We start from the raw sequence: 17,444 nt of genomic DNA, 5'->3' as shown, positions 1-17,444 counted from the left end.
CGGTACATCATCGGATGGCGACGGAGGTGGGAATGGATGTATCTGTAGCGGTGGACACCCTGTTCGGTGGAGCGGTACCCGAACGCGAGACGGAACTCCGGACGCTTTGGGGACAGCAGGTCGACAGGGTCCGACTGCTCGATGCGGAGAAGTTTCTGCTCCACCAACTTTATGGCACCATCCAGGTCAACGAAATCGCCCTTCGCCAGATATGGCTGACCGGCTACGCCGCTTGGCGGGCCATCGAGGCGTATAGCGATCCGCTGAAGGATGCCTCGCAGAACCATCGCGCGTTCGATCCGCTCGCGTGGAACACCGACCCCACTCAGGCCGGGCTGGATGCCGATTTCGACGGTGTTCTCGGCGAGGTCGGCAAACTCTCCAAGGTCCGTTCCCTGAACGATTTCGATTGGCCGGCGGACGTGCCATTTCCCGAGGTTGGATTGAAGCTGCCCGTCGCCGGTGAAAAGGCTGCCTTCGACCTCGTTTGCATGGCCGGTGCATACGTGTTCGCGCATGAGATACGGCATGCGCTGTTCGAGGCCGCAGGCGATGCGCCGGATGACATCCTGAAGGAAGAACTCGCCTGCGATGCTTGGGCGCTCGGCCTGATGCTCGACGGGGCCGAGGATTATGAGCGACAGCATCACCCTGACCTACACGGATCGGTCAGGGCCAAGCGGATCCTCGGTATCCTCATCGCGCAACTCACGATCCTGGCGGTGACGCCCCGCCCCCTTTGGGATAACTCGACCGATCACCCTTCGGTCCGGGATCGCCTCCGGGCGGTCCTCGACGCGGTGACGGACCCCACGCCGGATTGGTTCTGGCTGAGCGTGGCGTCGATGCTCACGGCCTTCTCACGCTACCTGGGGACCCTCGGCGCTCCGGTGGTCTGCCCAGCGGATTGTCGGGTACTGGCCTATAACCTGTGCGACGGTTTCCGGTCGGCATGACACAGGCCTCGCGGAGATGGGCGGTTCGGCATCGCACGGCTCTACTTCGGCATGGGGATGGGTGCATCATCGCGGCAGCCGGCGGTCGGACACGTGGAAACAAGCGTGACGGGCGACGCCGTCTAGATGCCCAGGCCTTCCTCCAAATCGGGATCCTCGATCGGTTCCGGATCCGCAGGGGACCCCTCGCCGACCCCCCCGAGGTAATCCAGGTCGAAGGCCTGCCGGCTGGTCACGCTCACGTAGTCGTCCAGTAGGGCCGCCGCGTAAGGCATCCTGATTCGCCCGCACCGCCTCAGCCTCCATGTCACGCGATCCGGTGCGGCTACCGTCCTGCCGTCGGGCGTCGCCGTCGCTACAGGCTCGCGGACGCCCCTGAAGACGTGCTTGAAATTGTCGCCCGTAGAGAACGTGAGTTGGAGCGCGGGATCGAGGGACACCGGTTGCCTTCCTGCCGGAGGGCGCTGCCAGGGCGTCTTGAGAGCGGCGTCGGCTGCCGATGTTCTCGCTGAGTAGACGTCGTTCTGCCCTTGGAGCATGCCCTTGGGCGGTCCATGCCCCGCATCGACGCGGACACGACCGTCCGGGCGGAAGGATGCGAGGTCTAGGATGGAAAGCCTGACATTGGTCGCCGTGCGGAAATCGCAGGCGTACTGGATGCCGTCGAGGATGAACGGAAGGCGCGGAGCCTTCGGGTCCGTCCTGGTCTTCGGCTTCCCGGTTATGTCCTGAAGGAAGACGAGATATCCCGTATCCTGCTGCCGGGATTGGCCCGGTCGCAAGGAAATGTCGCAGGGTTGCCCCAAGAGCAGGAACTTCTTCTTGAAGGCCCTGGTCACCTGTTCCTCAAGGTCCATCTCGAAGACATCGCCGCAGGTGATGGGCGCCAGGGAGACGTTGATCAAGTCGTCGGATTCCCAGACCTCGGCCTTTCGAAAATCCGCGAGCCGAGGATCGGGCGCCAAGTCCCCCGGCGGTAGGGGGACGGTGCGGAGAGAGCGCATCCTTTCCGCGCTCGCCTGGATTTCCGGTTGCGTTCCGAACAGCACGCGCAGGCTGCGGGAGAGGTGGGCGGTAAGGGCGCGCTCGACGACATGCAGTTCCGAAGCACCCTCCTTGAAGGCGCGATCGACCACATGGAATTCGAGTTGATCGGCCGGAATACCGACCAATCCGGAAGCCGCCTGCTCGAACGCATCGGCGAGATGGTCCCGCGCATGCCAAAGGACCTCGTGAACGCTCCGACGCAGGCCGGCGCGCTTGACGGCGACCATCAACGCCTCTTGGGGTCCGACCCCGGTCGTCTCGTCGGCGAGCCGCTCCTTGGCGATGACGCAGATCGGGATGTCCAGGGTCTTCGGGTTCGTAGCGCCTTCCTGTATCAGCGCACGAAGCTCGATCTCCTTGGTCTCCTCGGCGGCCGCGGTGACGTCGTGGGTGAGGATGAAGGCCGTCCCCTTCGAGCCGGCCACGGCGAGGGCGATGAGGATGTCTACGCCCTCGGTCTTCGAACCCCTCGCGTTGTTCAGGTCGACCACATAGCTGACGTGTGCGTCGCCGGCTGCGCAAAGCTTCCTCATCTCGACGAAGGCATGGCCGAAATCCCACCGGTCGGCCGCCTTGACGTCGAGCAGGTCGCAGACCTTCTCGATCGTGGACGACGAGAGTTCCTTGCCCGCCTCTCCCATGCTCCTCAGCGCGTCGAAGAAGATGGCCTTGATTTGCCGGTTCCTCTCAGCCCCGGCACCGTCGAGGATCTCGGTCAGATCGACTTTCGCTTCTTCCAGGAGGTTGTCGCGCAGTTCCACGAAGGGCTCGGCTTCGGGAAACCCACACGTCTGGGTGACCTCGACATTGTCGAGGAGCATCGCCGCGAGACGGGCGGGCGTCTCGTTGAAATAGTCGTCGATCCAAACCACGCGGCTGGATCCGAGGCTGGTGAGAACGGCCCTGACATCCAACACGGTTAACGACCCTCGACGATGACGGGACTGAGGTTGACGCCGAACCGGTACAGGCGGCCCTCTGGGTTCCGGTCGGGAAGAAGGACGATGTCGCAGCCCTCAGCCTGAAGAAGGTTCTGAGCGATGAAGAGCCCAAGGCCCTGGCCCGTGGCGCCGTCGGTCTTGCCCGTCACGAAGATCTCGAACAACGAGTCCTCGTACCGGGGCGCTACCCCGGGTCCCGTGTCGGACACGATGAAGCCGGTGGGTCCGATCTCGACGGCTACGACCTTTTCCCGGACGATGCCTGCCTCGGCCTCCCCTCGCGAGAGCCAGTAGGTCGAATTCCGGACGAGGTTGTCGAGAACCTGCAAAAGGCGGCTCCTGTTGGTGCGGATCGTCGGGCCTTGCCGAGTGGTCACCTCGGTGCGGATACCGGCCCGCTCGAACGTGGCGGCCCTGTTGGACAGGTACTCGGTGACGAAGGTTTCCAGGGAGAATGTTTCCTTGGCGGCCCTAACCCTGGGCATCATCGGATCGATCAACGCTGCCGCCTTCCTGATCTCGGTGCAGGCGCCGCGGATGGCACGGAGGTTCGGGAGGAGGGTCGCGTCGATGCCGGACGACTTCGCGGACTTCTCCAGAAGGACTACCCGTTGCTGGATCTCCGTGAGGTGTGTCCGAAGCTCGTGGGCGAGGCCGCGGGCACTCATACCGACGGCCGCAGCCTCGAACAGCGACGAAATCCGGTCCTTGTTCTCGTCGAGCTGTAGCTGAAGGATCCGCAGGGCGGCATGGGAGTCCTCGTCGGGCTTGAGACGGCTTTCTACGTCCCGGAACGCGACGTAGGCATCCCTCGCCACTCGCAGGGCCTTCGCCGTCAGGTCGGACCGGTCCTCCGCCGCCGATTGCTTTTCCAGCTCGGCGATCTCGTCCGACAGGAAGTCGGCAGCGGTTTCCGCCAGCACCTTCGCATCCTCGGCGGTTCGCCTGCCGCGCTCCATCAAGTCGAGCGACGCCTCGGCCGTGATCGGTCCTTTCTTGACACTGTTCCTGATTTCGTTGCGGTGATGATCGTCGAAGCCGCGCCTGACGTTCTCAAGCGCTTCGTTGGCGAAGATGCGGCACCGCAATGCAACTTGCATAAAACCGCGAAACGCGGCGTTCTCGACGAACCCCTCGCGGTCCGATTTTTCCGTCAAGCGGTAGTTGTGCTCGCCCGTCAGGTTGAAATAGCCGACGGTGTTGTTGACCCTCATCTGGTATGTGCTGCCGGAGGTCATACCCTCCGCGAGACCGAGCCAGTCGCCTTGCGAGCGCACCCGAAACCCGTCCCTCAGGATCGTCACGCCGGCCATTTCCCGGATGAGCTCCCTGTCGAGGGGCATTATCGATTGCGATTGCAGGTCCTCGGATCCAGAGGTTTCCAGGTGGTAATAATAGAAGGCGCCTTCGAAAGGCCCCGGATCCTCAACGGGCTCATCCTTCGCGACAATCAGTTCGACCCATGGCGTGGTGTTCGTTAGGACGGCAAACCAGGAGCCGTCCTGAGGGAAGGATACGGTATCATACTGTTTCATTCTTGGGTATTTCAGAAGAAACTCCGAGAATGCTTTGCCATTGTCAGGAAGAAACGCCTCCGCAGACTTGTCCTTCATCTTGCCTTTTCGGGTTGGCGCGAACAGCCGCCTCCTGAACTTCGCCGTTGAAACCAACCGCAGGACGCCCGTATCCTTGTCCCTGATCCAGTCGAACGTGAATTGCGCGATGGCCTTATTCAGCACGTCATCGGTCACGGTGGTGAGGGATTGCTCCGGGCCGTTGATCCCGAGCGTCACCCTGAACGTCGCCTTGGCCTCAAACGGGGAGATGAGGCGTGCCAGGCCGCGTGTGATCTGGGTGGCGCGATTCCCCTCGGTCCACTCCTTCAGGTTGTGAAGCCCTAGCACCGACACCCGGGTGCCCTTGAACATTCCTGGGTTCGGTTCGGTGGTCATCATGACTGGGATCTGGTCGACGGTCCGGGCCGTCTCGCAATCCGCCCACCTGAATTGCGCTACCTCAAGCGGTCCGTCCTTCGAGGTGGCCGTCTCGATCAAGAGGATGTCGCCTAGCTTCATCGATCCCAGCCGACCGAGACCCTTGTCGCCGAGAGGAGTGCGGAGCTTGACGGTCTTGGGTTTCGGTCCCTCCGTGACACGCTTGACGGATCCGCTGATGACGAGCCATGAGGATCGAAGCTGCGCACGTGTCAGGCCTTCGCCACTATCCTCGATGGTGACGCGTCCGGTATACCTGAGGTGTCGCGTGATCGCTGTTCCGGATGCGAGCACGGCATCCTCGGCAACAGGATCGCCTCCCGCGTCCCGGATCTCGACGCGAACGTTCTTGGCATTCCTGCGGAAACGTCCCAACGCATCCGAGGACCCCGGCTCGACCCTCACGCCGACCTCGGTCGTGGAGACCTCGATCCTGCAACTCGGGGAGTCCGCGTCGTAGGCGTTCTTCACGCATTCGAGGATGGCTTGCTCGACGTCGGTGACAAGTTCGCTGCCGAGCTGGATTAGGACGTGCGCACCGATACGGAGCGCTGGGGAGGGCTCTTCCTCGCTCAAGCGAACTCGACGACGGTGGTCGTCTCCGACGTGATCATTGCGCCCATATTATTCCTCGATGGCATACGCTTACCCGGCACTCGCCGATGCAGCGAGGCTACCGATTTGCCACCGAGATAGCACGCCATCTCGTTACAGATCGCATCGAACGGAACGAGCAGGCCGGCGGCGGTCCTGTTTCCGGTGGTAAGGACCCAATGGGCGCTGCCAGGGGAGGTTTCCCTCAGATGCCTGAGGGCTTCTAGGAAGTCGGCCATGAAGTTGGCGACCTTACGGATCCGTGACCCACGCCCATCCGCGTCGGCGGCCTCGATGAAGGCGTCGAGGCTCGGCGAGATCCCCTTCACCTTGTCGGCCTTGGATCTCGCCTCCTTCAGGGAGCCTCCGAGACTGGCGGTATCCAGGCTGTGAGTGCTCGCGGTCAGCGGCTTGGCTCGGGCGTGGAGGTCGCACGCCGGTATCCAGCGTATGGCGAGGTAGGAGAATTGGCCGTAGGGGATCGTGGTGCCGTTATCGCCGTAAGGTGGCGAGGTCACCAGGATCTGGTGCACTGAGCCGGGCCGGCCAACGGATGCCCTTCGGACGTCGTCGCAGATGAGTTGGATGTCCGGGCTTCGCCGGGCGCGATCGGCGATAAGCGTGCGATACGCGCCGATCCTCTGGAGCGTCTGGCAGAGGTTCGCCTCGAACACCGAGGTGATGCGGTCGGCGTCGACGCGATCGTGGGGGCTTCGAAGATGGAGCTTGTAGGTGCTGGTACGGCTGTTCGAGCACACGCGGATCGTCTCGGCGAACGCGGTCCACATGACCTTTCGCGATGGCTGATCTTCGACGGACATGATCGCGCGGCGGATGCGGGACAACCTTACGGCGGCGGGCTCGTCGAACCACTTCGAAAGGCCTGGGAACGCCACGTCGACGCTGAACGCATCGTCCGCGCGGATGGCCAGCAGGATGGTCTGGGCCGCGCCCTCGACGTTCGCGCCGTCGTCGATCGCCGCCTTCGCCTCGCAGACCAGGACCGCGAGGGGATTGATGTCCACGCCGGTGAAATCGAGGCCGCGCAGGAGCGCTTCGGTCATGACTGTGCCGGAGCCGACAAAGGGATCTACGACCCGGCAATCAGGTCCTGTCGAGCCTAGGATCGCATCAATGATGTCGCCCTGCATCCGAGGGACCATCATGGCGGGGTAGCGAAGCAAGCCATGCAGGTTCGGGCGCGCGTTCGCTCCCGTCTGCCCCCACGATATTGGTGGCGAGGCCTCAAGGTCGCGAAGTCGTTGTCCGAGCGAGGTCGTCACGTTCCGGGTTCTTTCTGGACGGTCGGGACGCTTGCAGCCCCTCGCTTGTGCGAATCCATGATGAACGGCCAAGATGAAAATAGCCAGGTCATTCGCGCCATCGACATGGTGGAAAAGGCTCCTATTCCCACTATGCACGCTGTTTCGACGGCGGCGGACCCAGCGATCGAGTAGGTCCGCCGCGCGGGATGCGCTGCACTGTAGGAGCAGGCGCATGGCAGCCAAGAGCGGCTACCATGCGCTGTTGGCTTTCCCGTCATGCGAGCTTTGGAGATTGCCGTGGCGAGGCGTGGGTCGCCTCGATCCGCCTACGTCCGACCAGATCGGCCGCACGGACGCGTTCGCGTCGCCTACGCTCGATCTGAGCCGGACCGGATAACCCACCAAGGCGGGATGATTGCTCACGGGGTCGCCCCCCGGTATCCGGCACGGCGTGCGCCCGTCCCGTCGGCGGCGTTCGCCTGGTCCCGGGCGTCGGGCATCTCGTTGGAGGCGGCGCTGCGGGTGGGCGGACTGGACATGGCATCCTGTGGCATGGGGGGCAGTCGCTTTCAACGAGCGACGAGGCCCGGTCGACAAGGGGCCTCGCTCGGTTTCGATGCCTTTCCATGCAATCGATCCGATCCCTCGGTGCGCCTCGAAATCTTTCCGGATCGCTGGGGTCCATGCCGTCGAAGTCGCCACCGTGTACCGACCTCAGGGCGGGGATCTCGACGGGGCGCAGGCTGTCGCGCTGCCGCCTCCACTGGGCCTCGCGCTCGGCCTCGTCCAGGGCGGCCCTGCCCAGGGCGAAGAGGACGGCCCTGACGATGCGGTCGAAAGCGGGGGCGCCGAAGGTTCTTGACGCGTTCGGCGCCGCTTCGTCGCCGTTCACCTCGGGGTTGCGAGCCGGGCAGTAAACCCGGCGGAGCTGCTTGCAATGGCTCGGGCAGTCATGCGCGGCATCCTGACCGCCGGTGTTAAAATCTGAAACTTAAAATCAGCGGATGTCGTACCGCCTACAGACGACCCAAGAATGTTCGTGCCGAAGGCTCTGCTTCGGTACACGCTACCGCTTGGCCGAAAGGCAAATAACCATCAATTGACAAGATTTTATATATTGGAACAATGCCGAAAAATTTCTGTTGTGACGAAGGTTGAATATGGCATTCAGCACTCCAGGAAATCTTGCATGAAGAAGTTCACACTCGCCCTCTCCGCATTGACCGCCCTTGGCGGCATCGCACTCGCGACCGGTTCGGCCTCCGCCGCCCCGATGTCCGTCAACGGCCTCCAGTCCGAGAGCGGCGTCACCCAGGTCCGGATGATGCAGAGCGACCGGATGATGATGAAGAAGCGCATGATGCGTAAGCAGATGATGAAGCGCCGCATGATGAAGAAGCGGATGATGAACCGCGGCATGTGATCGGCGACGCTTCCGGAGGCTCCGTTACGGGGGCCTCCGCCCTGGACGACCGACATTCCGAGGACGACCGTTTGCCTCGCACCTACCTGACGCGCTCCGCGCCCGACACGGGCGAGGTCGAACGCCGCCGATGGATGTTCCGGCATCCCGTCGTGATCCGCCTCACCCATTGGGTCAACGCGGTCTGCCTCCTGGTCCTGCTGATGAGCGGATTACAGATCTTCAACGCCCACCCGGCCTTGTACTGGGGCAAGGTCTCGACCTTCGACACGCCACTGATGGCGATGTCCTCCACCGAGGATGACCCGCCCAAGGGTGTGACGACGGTATTCGGACACGGCTTCGATACAACGGGTTGGCTCGGCTCCTCGGTCGGCTCCAACGGCGAGGCCGCCGACCGCGGCTTTCCGGCCTGGTCGACCCTGCCGAGCGACCAAGACCTCACCGGCGGCCGGTCCTGGCACTTTTTCTTCGCCTGGGCCTTCGTCCTGAACGGCCTCGCCTACGTGCTCTATGGGTTGGTCAGCGGGCAGCTCCGGTTCCGCGTGATCCCATCGCGCGACCAGATCCGGCACTTCGGTACGTCGGTGTGGGAGCACCTGACGCTGCGCTTCCCGCAAGGCGACGAGGCCAAGCGCTACAACGTCATCCAGAAGCTGACCTACCTCGTCGTGCTGTTCGTGCTCCTGCCGGTGCAGGTCCTGGCCGGCCTCGCGATGTCCCCGGCGATGGACGCGGCCTTCCCGTTTCTGTTGACACTGTTCGACGGGCGCCAGTCGGCCCGCACGGTCCACTTCGTCGTGGCGGCCCTGCTGGTCCTGTTCGTGATCGTTCACGTCGCCCTCGTCCTGCTCTCGGGCTTCTGGAACAACATGCGCGGCATGCTCACCGGCTGGTTCGTGATCGAGCGCAAGATCGAGGCGGCACCCGTCACTGGGGAGACCCGCGCATGAGCCGCCTTCCCAGCCGACGCGCCCTCCTGACGGGGGCTTCCGCCATGGCCGCGGCGGCCATGCTCGGCGGGTGCGACCGCCTCGGTAACGCCGAGTGGTTCAAGCGTACCCTTCAGACCGGCGAGGACGCCAACCTGTTCGTCCAGCGCCTGCTCCTCACCGACCGGACTCTAGCCCCAGAATATGCCGAGGCGGACATCTCGCCGTGGTTCAAGCCGAACGGCACCGAGGACCCGCCGGACAAGGCCTACAAGGCCCTCGCGAAGGCCAAGTTCGCCAAGTACCACCTGGAGGTCGATGGCCTCGTAGAGGCGCCCTTCAAGCTGTCCCTGGCGGACCTCCGCAAACTTCCCGCCCGCACCCAGGTCACCCGGCACGACTGCGTCGAGGGCTGGAGCGCCATCGGTAAGTGGACTGGGGTACCGCTCGCTGACCTCCTGTCCCGGGCCAAGCTCAAGCCCGAGGGGCGCTACGTGGTGTTCCACTGCGCCGACACCATGGACCAGGGCAATGCACTCGAAGGCGGGGGAGAGGGTGAGGAGACCGACGAGGCCCCCGCCGGCAATGCCAACCCGAGCATGACCAAGCAATCGGGCAGCGGGGAGAGCAGGAAGGATGCTGGCGGCCAACAGGCGTCGGAGGACACCGCGGTCAGCGGCGGATCGCCGGTCCGGTACTACGAGAGCATCGACCTCGTCGACGCGTTCCACCCGCAGACGATCCTCGCCTACGACATGAACGGGCAAGCGCTTCCGGTCTCGAATGGCGCCCCGCTGCGCCTGCGCGTGGAACGCAACCTCGGCTACAAGCAGGCGAAGTACGTGATGCGCATCGAGGTGGTCGAGAGCTTCGCCCACCTCGGCGAAGGCAAGGGCGGCTACTGGGAGGACCAGGGCTACGCTTGGTACGCCGGCATCTGAGTTGGCGCGGACGTGACGTCTACGTCTCCGCGAGCATTGGAAGCGCAGCTCTCTCGTGGCGAACTCCGGTAGGGTCTTCCCGGTGACATCCGGCGCTTGCAAAACTGCAAAGTACGGTCGGCCCCGCGCCGCGTAGCTGGCTATCAGACCGGCGACGCGGCCTCGAAGCGTCCGATACGAGGGGCCCGCGGACCTAATTGGCACTCACGGCCTGACGAAATCTGCGACCGACCAATGTTCGGACTGCAGCGCGAACATTGAAGGACAATGCCATCATGTTCCTACATTCCGAACGCCTCGGCACGGGCCGGCCGCTACTGATGGTCCATGGACTGGGAGCCAATCTCCGCACCTGGGATCCGCTCTTGACCGCATTGCGCGGATCGCGCGAACTGATCTTAGTCGACCTGCCGGGGCATGGCAGATCGGCCCCGCTCGCGGGCCGGCAGACGGTGGAGGCCTTTGCGGACGCCCTTGCCGGCTTCGTGCAGTCGCAAGGCCTGACGACAGCGGACCTTGTCGGCAGTTCGGTGGGGGGGCGGCTGGTTCTAGAACTGGCGCGGCGGGGCATCGGTCGGCACTGCGTGGCGCTTGATCCCGGCGGTTTCTGGCGCGGGTGGGAAACGCGTTGGTTACACTGGACGCTCGCGGCATCGATACGCCTGGTTCGGTTGCTACGGCCCTTCCATCCCGGCCTGTCGCGCCACGCCGTCACCCGTACGCTGCTGCTAACCCAACTGTCGGCCCGTCCGTGGGTGCTGCCACCGCAGCTTGTCGCAGGGGAGTTGCAGAGCCTGGCGGCCACACCGGTGTTCGATGCGATGCTGCGTGAGCTGGCACGCGGGCCGTTGCAGCAGGGTTCCGCAAAGACCCCCGGCCTCGTCACCATAGGCTGGGGCCGCCAAGACCACCTGCTGCTGCCGCGTCAGGCTGCACGCGCCCGGGTCGCCTTCCCGTCAGCCCATCTGCACTGGTTCGAGCGCTGCGGCCACTTCCCGCATTGGGATCAGCCTGCCGAAACGGCGCGTGTAATCCTTGAAACGGTTGGGAAGGATGCGCCTTGAAATGGCTTGTGCACACCCGAGCCCACGGTCGTCCACGGGTCGTCGAGCATCTCGGCCGAGCTTGCCGCCTCCGCCCTGGAGCCGGTCCATGGTCCGGTCTTCTATTGCTGCGAAAACGAAGCAGCGCTTGTTAGTCAACTCATAGCGCAGCCGAACCCAAGCAGACTTTCGACGGACGCGAAGCCGTCCTTGGTCGGGAACGGCCCCCGGCCCCCTCGGTTTTCGGAAGGGGATGCCGTTTTGCGATTCGATACTTCGAACCTCGAACACGCTGCGCTCTTTCCGGCCGCGGTCCGCTTCAGTTCCCCGATCACCGTGAGGAAGATCATGACCTACCTTCGATACGCACCCGACATCGAGAAGCCCGCCGCGGACGAGCAGGAGACCATCGACGGCATCATCAACGGCATGACGCAGCAATCGGAGACCGTCGAGGCACGCGAGCACCATGCCGTGCGCGCCAGCCACGCCAAGAGCTCGGCCTGCGTCACCGGCGAGTTGACGATCGCCGCCGGCCTGCCGCCCGAACTGGCGCAAGGGCTCTTCGCCAGCCCCGGCACCCACCCCGTGGCGGTGCGCTTCGCCCAGGGTCCGGGCGAGACCCTGGGCGATCGGGTCTCCACCCACCGCGGCATGTCCATCAAGGTGTTCGACGTCCCCGGCGAGAAGCTGCCCGGCCACGCCGTCGACACCCAGGACTTCGTCCTCGCGACGGGTACCACCTTTCCGTCGGGGACGGCGGCCGGCTTCCTGCGGGACGGCACCGTCATCGGCAAGTCCACGGGATTGCCGGAAGGGGTCAAGAGTGTGGTCTCGTCGACCATGCGCAACCTCAACCGGGCACTGCACGCCTTCGGGACGGAGAGCGCCCTCGCCGACTTCTTCGGCCATCCCTACAGCCACCCCCTCGCCGACAGCTACTTCAGCCAGGCGCCGGTCCGCTTCGGCGATTACGTTGCCAAGCTCGGCGTCGTGCCGTCGACGGAAAGCCAGCGCGCCTTATCCGAATGGCGTCTCGACCCGCACCAGGACGAGGACGGCTTCCGCCACGCGACGGTGGCATTCTTCCAAGACCACGAGGTGATGTTCGAGCTGAAGGCCCAGCTTTGGGCCGATGCTGAGCAGCAGCCCATCGAGGACGCCTCGGTTGACTGGCCGGTCTCGATCAGCCCTTACCGCACCGTCGCGACGCTGCGCCTGCCGCGCCAGGAAGCCTATGCGCCGGGCCGCGTGCGCTACTTCGACGAGGTGATGACCTTCCGCCCGGCCCACAGCCTCGCGGCTCACCGGCCACTCGGTTCCGTGATGCGGGCGCGCCTTCAGGTCTACCGGGCGTTAAGCGACTTTCGCCACCGCAAGAATGGCGTTGCATCGGAGGATACGGCAAGTATCGGTCACGTACCGGCCTAGCTGTAAAAGTCTAATGCTCGGTACCCGCTCCGAACGTCCGCAAAGAGTGAGCAGCAAACTCGATCGCCGGATACCGAACATGCAAAGCTATCGACGACTATTTGTGCTTCGTAGTTTCGCTGTCGGCGAGGACCATGAATAGGCCACCCAACGGAAAACAAGCGCCCCGCAGGGCGCTTGCGCTTGTTATCAATTTGCCTCCCAGCCGATAGTGCATGAGCCTAGTTCGCCCGGGCGACCTCGACGAGGTTGTCCGAGAACGACGGGGCATGGCCCATGTCGGTGAAGGCCCCCGACGAGATGCTGTTGACCGTGCCCTCGTTGAGCTGGCGCCAGTAGCCTAGCGTCGCGACCACGATGCCGGCCTTCACGTCCTCGGTGATGCGCGCCACGCCCTTGAAGGCGCCGCGGTCGTTGGCGACCTGCACCCGGTCGCCATCCCGGATGCCGCGCACATCGGCGTCGGCCTGACAGATCATCACGAACTGCTTGCCCTGGCCCTTCTGCTTGTCCTCCATGTTCGCGTAGCAGGAGTTCAGGAAGTAGTGGCTCTTGGGCGAGACGATGTTGAGCGGGAAGCGCTTGGCAAGTTCTGGGTTGTTGGTGTGGGACTCGCGCGGGCCGAGGTAGTCGGGCAGCGGATCAAGTGCCTCGCCGGGCTGGAAGCCCTCGTACATCTGCCGGAACGGCGGGGCGACGAAGTTCGTGGCGCCTTCGACCATGAACATGCACTTGCCGGTCGGCGTTGGGAAGTTGCCCTCCCGGTGCGGGGCGCGGTCGTCCGGCGTGCCGACCTTGAGGCGGGCGAAGCCGTGCTCGCGCATGTACTGGAGGTCGATGCCCTCGCAGGCCGGGGCGTTCCAATCGACGTAGTGCTCCAGGCACTCCGTGTCGGTCCACTTGAAGTTCTCTTCCTCGAAGCCGAGCCGGGCGGCGAGCTGGCGGAAGATCTCGTTGTTCGGGACGGCCTCGCCGGGCGCATCCGCGCATTTGGTGTTGTAGGTCAGGTAGAGGTGGCCCCAGGACAGGATCATGTCCTCCATCTCCGCGCCCATCGTGGCGGGAAGCACGATGTCGGCATAGGATGACGTGTCGGAGATGAAGTGCTCGGCCGAGACCATGAACAGGTCCTCGCGCATCAGCCCGGCGACGATCTTGTCGGTCTCGGGCGCCTGCGTGACGGGGTTCGAGTTCCAGCACATCATCGACATGATCGGCGGGTCGAGCTTCAGCTCGCCGGTGAGCGCGCGTCCGATCTGAAGGTTGCTGATGACGCGGGTCCCCTCCGGGATCAGGTCGGGCCGGCACATCACGTCGAACTTGTAGGGATGCTCCCAGACGCCGAATTGCGTGACGCCGCCGCCGACGTGGCGCCAGGCACCCGTCAGGGCCGGGATGGACGACACCGCCCGGATGGTCTGGCCGCCGCCGTAATGACGCTCCAGCGCCACGCCCATGCGGATGCCGACCGGCTGCTCGGTCGCCATCTCGCGGGCGAGCTTGCGGATGTCCTCGGCCGGGACGCCGGTGATCTCGGCGGCCCACTCCGGCGTACGCGGAGCGGCCCGCTCCTTCAGTTCTTCGAAGCCGACCGTGTAGTTATCGACATAGTCCTGGTCGACGAGGCCCTGCTCGATGATTGAGTTGATGAGCGCCATGGCAAGCGCGCCGTCCGTGCCGGGCTTCGGTGCGATGTGCCAGTCAGCGGCCTTGGCCGTGCGCGAAGCGTAGGTGTCGATGACGACGACCTTGGCGCCTTGTCTCTGAGCGTCCTTGACGATGGCCCAGTGGTGCAGGTTCGTGCTGACCGAGTTGCAAGCCCAGATCACGATGTACTTGGAGTGGATGTAGCTGTCTGGATCGAGCCCGGCCGTCGGGCCGACCGTGAGGAGCCAGGCCGTGCACGAGCCCTCGCCGCAGAAGGTGCGCTCGGTCACGGTGGCGCCCATGCGGTTGAAGAAGGCGTCGCCGCCGTTCAGCCCGTGCACGAGGCCCTGGTTGCCGAGGTAGCTGTAGGGCGCGATGGCCTCGGGCCCGTACTGGTCGATGATCGCTTTCCAGCGCGTCACGATGGTGTCGAGCGCCTCGTCCCAGGTGATCCGCTCGAACTGCTTGGAGCCTTTCGGGCCGACCCGCTTCATTGGGTAGAGCAGCCGGTCCGGGTGGTAGTGGCGCTTCTCGTAATCCTTCAGCTTCACGCAGAGGCCACCGCGGGTCATCGGGTGGTCCGGGTTGCCGCGGACGCTCAGCAACTCCCCGTCCTTGACCTCGAACAGCATCGAGCACGTGTCCGGGCAATCATGCGGGCAACCGCCGAAGAAGGTCTCGGTCAGGCTCTCGGCCTGAGCGACGAGCAGGGAGTCGGGCTTGACGATCTCGTTCATGGTTCCTCCACGGCCGATCGTCTCGTCTTATTGTTCATGACGAGCCGGCCCGGTGCCTGGGCAGGATGCACTTAAGTGCGAAGAATTCCAAATTCAGGTCTCGGGTTGAGGGCCGAACCGGCATAAGTTCGTAGTGCCAACCGATTTATCGCGGCGCGTGTGTCGCTGCAGCCGGCGTTCGGGGCCATGACATCGAGGTAACTTCGGCCCCAGGGCGACTGGCGCCAGGATTTCTATTGGCTCGAACGGTTGAGGTCTGTGGCGGAACATCTGCTTCGAGGCGCAAACCCAAGGGCCGCTCCCAACCCCAAGCTGCTGTTCCGGTTTGGAGACATTGCGGACGGTAGAGGTTCAGTGAAACCGGTTTCACTGGGTTGATCAGATCGGATTAAAAATCCGAAGCTTTGCGGATTTCAACGAACGTGCACCAAACATATGGGCCCTAGCTGTGAAAAGGCTTTCCGCTATATATATGCGGAAAGATCCGGAAAGGGTTTCGCCAAAAAACTCCTGATTTTGACTAGGATTGAGCAGGCATCCAAGTTCGGATCGCCATAAAATTACGGCGGATAGTGTTTCTCCGTCGGCCTCGGACCTGCTTGGCCAAGATCCCTGATCGAACGCATCATTCCAGCAAAGTCGGTGCGTAGGCGGTAATGAGCCACATTGCGCGTCTGGGTCGATCGGACCCGAATTAGCAGCCGCCGTCTGATCAATTGAGGGACTAGGTGATCAAGGTCGGCATGTCCGGTCGGGATGATCCCGCCGTGAGCGAGCAGGATGCTCAATACTTTGGTAAGGAGGGGCCCACTCCCACACACGGCTGATAAGTGATCAATAAGCATGACAAGCTTATGAGCCGGTGCTCCCCGCGGGATACATTCCTGAAACTCTGCCACCCATCGTGCCAAACGTTTCGCCGCCTCTGCGGAAGTCCCGCTGAGTAGTTCGGCCATCCCATTTGGGCGTCTGGCGTACCCTGTAGACTGCAGGCCTGAAATAGCAGCGGGCTCTTTTTGGAACCGGACCTCGACGCGCACGCGATCGAGTGTCTTAGCGTAAAGGACCAGGTACGCACCTTGGCGATCTAAGCTCATTGAAAGGGATCGGGCGTTGTCCTGACGCATAGTTTCGGTACGCACGTAATTTTGGTATTGTCGAACTCGGATGCTCCGGCTCAAGCTTAGAGCGTAGGGCTCAACGCGTCGAACGACCTCGATCGCATTGACGGTTTTGTACTCTTGATAATGCTCGACTTGCCGGAGGCTCCAGGTTGCGGCCGCTGGCATAACCAACAGCGACTCGTCTTTATCTGGTGCGGTTTCCCAATCGCCACCGACATCGTGAACAAGGCCGATTTTCTCTTCCAAACACCGAGTAACTCCGTCAGCGTAGTCCTGAACGAATTGCGGCCAATTTAAGCGAATGGCTGCCGCAATGAGATTTTCCGGGATGACATTGTCTGACCCGTCTAGGGTTTGCTCCCGCAGCGTGTGGGTGCGATCGGGCCACGCTTGCAGTTCATAGGACGTAAGCGTGGGTACTCTTCCAGCTGACACCTCGGCAGCCAAATGAGCAAATAGACGCGTTGGATTGAGGATCACCTCGGCGTTACCGCGGTAGGCATGGAGCCGATGCGGGCCACGCTGTTTTGTACCATCCGTTTCCGGCCGGACCCGCCAGAAAGATAGCTTTGCGCTGAAGAGCCATTCCTTTGGCTGGAACGTAATTGTGTGCATACCGGTCGGTGTTAGTCCAAACCGAAATGATCCAATCTCTTTTCGATCTTGGAGGTATTCATAAAGATCACCCACTGTGCGGCGAATTGCGATGGTCGGCACATCTAAACGCACACGGTCTATCCAAAGGGGATCGAGCTGGGCGTTCTGGCTGGTGAAACCGGTTTCACTGGGGGAAAAGGTTCGGAGTCCTGTTACGCGTTCGCGATGGCGTAGGGGCGTCTTCGAGGGCTTTCGCATCAGAAAAAGCGATATCACTGGGCTTCTGTAGAAGCACTAGGCAAATCAGCACCTTCGTACGCGGCTTGCGGAGCCTCGCGTATCGTGGCCACCGAGCAGCATGCGCACGGGGAAATGCTTATTAGCTTGTCGATGGTCGTCAATCAGGGCTGCGGATGTGTAGCGGCGTCTTGATACCGGGGTGAGGACAGCCCTGTCGACGTGGCATCGAATCCATAAGTTCGAATTCCGAACCCTCCCCCAATGTCACAGCTGCTTCAAGCGGATTCACCGGGCTGATTAGCTGATCATCGATTGGCAGGGTGTTGTTTTCTGCTACACCTGGGTGCTACACCGCAACATCAGGCGCTTGTTCCAAGTCATTGATTTCGTTGGTTCGAGAAGTTGCGGGCGATTGTCCCACCCCTTCCGCCAGCCTGGGATAAATGCGAGACCGCCTCGTCCACGCGCGGCGGCTCCCGCCGGTGGATCCGATACAGCGAGCCGAACGCCGACGCGGCGGGAGGGGAACAGC

General features: G+C 63.2%; 11 protein-coding genes. 6 read left to right on the top strand and 5 right to left on the bottom strand.

The window, feature by feature from the left end; all coding sequences use genetic code 11:
- The first annotated feature begins 32 nt into the window (after positions 1–32).
- The gene (locus MKL20_RS24675; RefSeq protein ID WP_244038881.1) at positions 33–956 is read left to right on the top strand and encodes a phage exclusion protein Lit family protein; all 924 of its coding nucleotides are present in this window, start codon (positions 33–35) and stop codon (positions 954–956) included.
- A gap of 122 nt (positions 957–1,078) precedes the next feature.
- Here MKL20_RS24675 and MKL20_RS24670 read toward each other — a convergent pair whose 3' ends face one another.
- From MKL20_RS24670 to MKL20_RS24660, 3 genes are read right to left on the bottom strand one after another with little or no spacing between them, the layout of a single operon-like run.
- On the bottom strand, positions 1,079–2,875 hold the full coding sequence (locus tag MKL20_RS24670; protein WP_244038880.1) for a hypothetical protein: 1,797 nt from the start codon (positions 2,873–2,875) through the stop codon (positions 1,079–1,081).
- A gap of 47 nt (positions 2,876–2,922) precedes the next feature.
- The gene (locus tag MKL20_RS24665) at positions 2,923–5,514 is read right to left on the bottom strand and encodes a sensor histidine kinase (protein ID WP_244038879.1); all 2,592 of its coding nucleotides are present in this window, start codon (positions 5,512–5,514) and stop codon (positions 2,923–2,925) included.
- Complete coding sequence (locus tag MKL20_RS24660; RefSeq protein WP_244038878.1) at positions 5,511–6,683, bottom strand: RsmD family RNA methyltransferase; 1,173 nt, start codon at positions 6,681–6,683, stop codon at positions 5,511–5,513. The genes MKL20_RS24665 and MKL20_RS24660 overlap by 4 nt, the downstream gene beginning before the upstream one ends.
- Positions 6,684–7,986: 1,303 nt before the next feature.
- On the opposite strand from MKL20_RS24660, the gene MKL20_RS24655 reads away from it, so the two are divergent.
- The 5 genes from MKL20_RS24655 (at position 7,987) to MKL20_RS24635 (ending at position 12,567) form a co-directional block, all read left to right on the top strand.
- Positions 7,987–8,220, top strand: a complete 234-nt coding sequence (locus MKL20_RS24655; protein WP_244038877.1) for a hypothetical protein — start codon at positions 7,987–7,989, stop codon at positions 8,218–8,220.
- 71 nt (positions 8,221–8,291) lie between these two features.
- The gene (locus tag MKL20_RS24650; protein WP_409568195.1) at positions 8,292–9,173 is read left to right on the top strand and encodes a cytochrome b/b6 domain-containing protein; all 882 of its coding nucleotides are present in this window, start codon (positions 8,292–8,294) and stop codon (positions 9,171–9,173) included.
- The gene (locus MKL20_RS24645; RefSeq protein ID WP_244038876.1) at positions 9,170–10,093 is read left to right on the top strand and encodes a molybdopterin-dependent oxidoreductase; all 924 of its coding nucleotides are present in this window, start codon (positions 9,170–9,172) and stop codon (positions 10,091–10,093) included. Before MKL20_RS24650 ends, MKL20_RS24645 begins: the two co-directional genes overlap by 4 nt.
- A 275-nt stretch (positions 10,094–10,368) precedes the next feature.
- The gene (locus MKL20_RS24640; RefSeq protein ID WP_244038875.1) at positions 10,369–11,157 is read left to right on the top strand and encodes an alpha/beta fold hydrolase; all 789 of its coding nucleotides are present in this window, start codon (positions 10,369–10,371) and stop codon (positions 11,155–11,157) included.
- A 327-nt stretch (positions 11,158–11,484) separates the two neighbouring features.
- Positions 11,485–12,567 carry a catalase family protein gene (locus MKL20_RS24635; protein WP_244038874.1) on the top strand — a complete coding sequence of 361 codons (1,083 nt, stop codon included), beginning with the start codon at positions 11,485–11,487 and terminating at the stop codon, positions 12,565–12,567.
- A gap of 221 nt (positions 12,568–12,788) precedes the next feature.
- Here the strand turns inward: MKL20_RS24635 and MKL20_RS24630 are convergent, their stop codons facing one another.
- Positions 12,789–14,951: a molybdopterin-dependent oxidoreductase gene (locus MKL20_RS24630; protein WP_244038873.1), complete on the bottom strand. Its 2,163-nt coding sequence runs from the start codon at positions 14,949–14,951 to the stop codon at positions 12,789–12,791.
- A 560-nt stretch (positions 14,952–15,511) separates the two neighbouring features.
- Positions 15,512–16,804 carry a hypothetical protein gene (locus tag MKL20_RS24625; protein ID WP_244038872.1) on the bottom strand — a complete coding sequence of 431 codons (1,293 nt, stop codon included), beginning with the start codon at positions 16,802–16,804 and terminating at the stop codon, positions 15,512–15,514.
- Positions 16,805–17,444 lie beyond the last annotated feature (640 nt).

Source organism: Methylobacterium sp. E-066 (genome assembly GCF_022829635.1).
Lineage (GTDB): Bacteria > Pseudomonadota > Alphaproteobacteria > Rhizobiales > Beijerinckiaceae > Methylobacterium.
Note: the sequence above shows the minus strand (reverse complement) of the source record. Positions and strands in the feature narration are given on the sequence as shown.